At 65.9% G+C, this 1,517-nt stretch carries 1 protein-coding gene; it reads right to left on the bottom strand.

All coding sequences use genetic code 11. The features are described from left to right. Window positions 1-69: 69 nt before the first annotated feature. Complete coding sequence (locus DF286_RS14905; RefSeq protein ID WP_109272494.1) at window positions 70-1,440, bottom strand: transposase; 1,371 nt, start codon at window positions 1,438-1,440, stop codon at window positions 70-72. Between the last annotated feature and the right edge of the window lie 77 nt (window positions 1,441-1,517).

Here is a 1,517-nt window from a genome sequence, read left to right as displayed (position 1 = left end):
ACCGATGCCGTTGAAAAACTCCGGTCAGGGATCGGAGCGGCCTCGCGCTGATTGAGAGTGTGATCCTCCTCAGGTGGTTGCGGGTGCCGGCATCGGGATCAGCTTGGCGAGCTTCCTGAGGTTCTGGGCTGTGGCGGCGAGGAGGAACTCGTCTTTTGCTCCATTGGGGCCTCTGAGACGCAGGCGATCGAGCTTGAGGATGCGCTTGAGGTGCGCGAACAGCATCTCGACCTTCTTCCGCTCGCGTCGGGACGTGAGATAGGCATCGGTCAGTGACAGGTCGCGAGCGAGGTCGCGAGCGCCTTCATGGACCGAGCGCAGCAGCTTTCGGCCTGCCTCGCCCGGGCGGCAGCGCGACCGCAGATCGCACGCCTGACAGTCCGTCTTGCGGGCACGGTAGCGGTCGATGCCGTCGGCTGGCGGCTTGGCCCTGGCCGCTCGCCCCTCCTGCCAATAGCGGCGAAGCTGCTTGCCGCCGGGGCAGGTGTAGCTGTCGTCGGCATGATCGTAGACGAAGTCGCGGCGGGCGAAGCTGCCGTCGGTGCGGTCCTTGTCGAACACCGGGATATGCGGCTCGATGCCTTTCTCGTGCACCAGCCAGGCGAGGTTCTCGGCCGAGCCGTAGCCGGTGTCGGCGGCGAGGCGCTCGGGCCAGATGCCGAACCGCTCCTGCGTCCGGTCGAGCATCGTGCGCTGGGCGGTCACCTCGGCCTGGCGGACCGCCGTCGTCGCCTCGACATCCATGATGACGGCATGCTTCAGGTCGATCAGATAGTTGGTGCAGTAGGCAAAGAAGGCGAGCCCGCCATTGGCGCCGGTCCAGCGCGAGGCCGGATCGGCCGCCGAGATGAACTTGGGAACGACCGGTGTCGCGCCGCCGAACGCCGCCTCGTCGAGCACGGCCAGATACTCGCGCACTGCATGGCCGGGATCGTCGGGCGGCTCCCACTCGTCGCCCGGCGTCGAGTTCTGGCGGTTGGCGTCGGCCTTGATCATCGAGGCGTCTACCGCGAAGCCCTCGCCGCCCACCAACCCCTCGGCAATACAGCGCGCGACGGTCTGCTCGAACAGCTTGCGGAGAAGGTCGCTGTCACGGAACCGACCGTGCCGGTTCTTGGAGAAGGTCGAGTGGTCCGGCACGTCGCCGTCAAGGCCGAGGCGGCAGAACCAGCGATAGGCGAGGTTGAGATGGACCTCGTCGCACAGCCGACGCTCCGAGCGGATGCCCATGCAATAGCCGATGATCAGCATTCGGATCATCAGCTCCGGATCAATCGAGGGACGGCCGGTGTCGCTGTAATAGGGACGGAGCTGCTCGCGGATGTCGCCGAGATCCACGAACCGGTCGATCGACCTCAGCACGTGATCCGCCGGCACATGCCGCTCGAGACTGAACCCGTAGAATAGCTCCGGCTGATCCGTCTGGCGCTCGCCCATCATCGCCCTGGCTCCCACTACCCGAAGGCAGTGAATCAGAGCCTCACCGCCGGCGCAAGCGAGACTTTTTCAACACAATC

It is taken from the genome of Sphingosinicella humi, assembly GCF_003129465.1.
Taxonomy (GTDB): domain Bacteria; phylum Pseudomonadota; class Alphaproteobacteria; order Sphingomonadales; family Sphingomonadaceae; genus Allosphingosinicella; species Allosphingosinicella humi.
The sequence above is the reverse complement of the archived record's forward strand: the minus strand, read 5'-3'. Positions and strand labels throughout refer to the sequence as shown.

Excerpts from the sequence above, each read along its gene's own strand:
- DF286_RS14905 (WP_109272494.1), bottom strand. The coding sequence starts at position 1,440 with ATGATGGGCGAGCGCCAGACGGATCAGCCGGAGCTATTCTACGGGTTC.